The following is a 582-nucleotide window of genomic DNA, read 5'->3' on the forward strand; positions in this document are numbered from 1 at the left end:
GTGGCTGAATACACCCTGCCCGACCTCGATTACGACTACGGCGCCCTGGAACCCCACATCTCCGGCCAGATCAACGAACTGCACCACAGCAAGCACCACGCCACCTACGTCAAGGGTGTCAACGACGCCGTGGCCAAGCTCGAAGAGGCCCGCGCCAACGACGACCAGTCGGCGATCTTCCTCAACGAGAAGAACCTGGCCTTCCACCTCGGCGGCCACGTCAACCACAGCATCTGGTGGAAGAACCTCTCCCCCAACGGCGGCGACAAGCCCGAAGGCGACCTCGCGGCCGCCATCGACGACCAATTCGGCAGCTTCGACAAGTTCCGCGCCCAGTTCACCGCCGCAGCCAACGGCCTGCAGGGCTCCGGCTGGGCCGTCCTGGGCTACGACAGCCTCGGCCAGCGCCTGCTGACCTTCCAGCTCTACGACCAGCAGGCCAACGTCCCGCTGGGCATCATCCCGCTGCTGCAGGTCGACATGTGGGAGCACGCCTTCTACCTGCAGTACAAGAACGTCAAGGCCGACTACGTCAAGGCCTTCTGGAACGTCGTCAACTGGGCCGACGTCCAAGACCGCTAC

At 64.3% G+C, this 582-nt stretch carries 1 protein-coding gene; it reads left to right on the forward strand.

Annotation, left to right across the window (positions count from 1 at the left end; all coding sequences use genetic code 11):
• On the forward strand, nucleotides 1-582 hold a 582-nt coding region (locus G154_RS00255), incomplete at its 3' end, for a superoxide dismutase (RefSeq protein ID WP_036478543.1).

Source organism: Mycobacterium sp. VKM Ac-1816D (assembly GCF_000416385.1).
GTDB classification, from domain to species: Bacteria; Actinomycetota; Actinomycetes; order Mycobacteriales; family Mycobacteriaceae; genus Mycobacterium; species Mycobacterium neoaurum_A.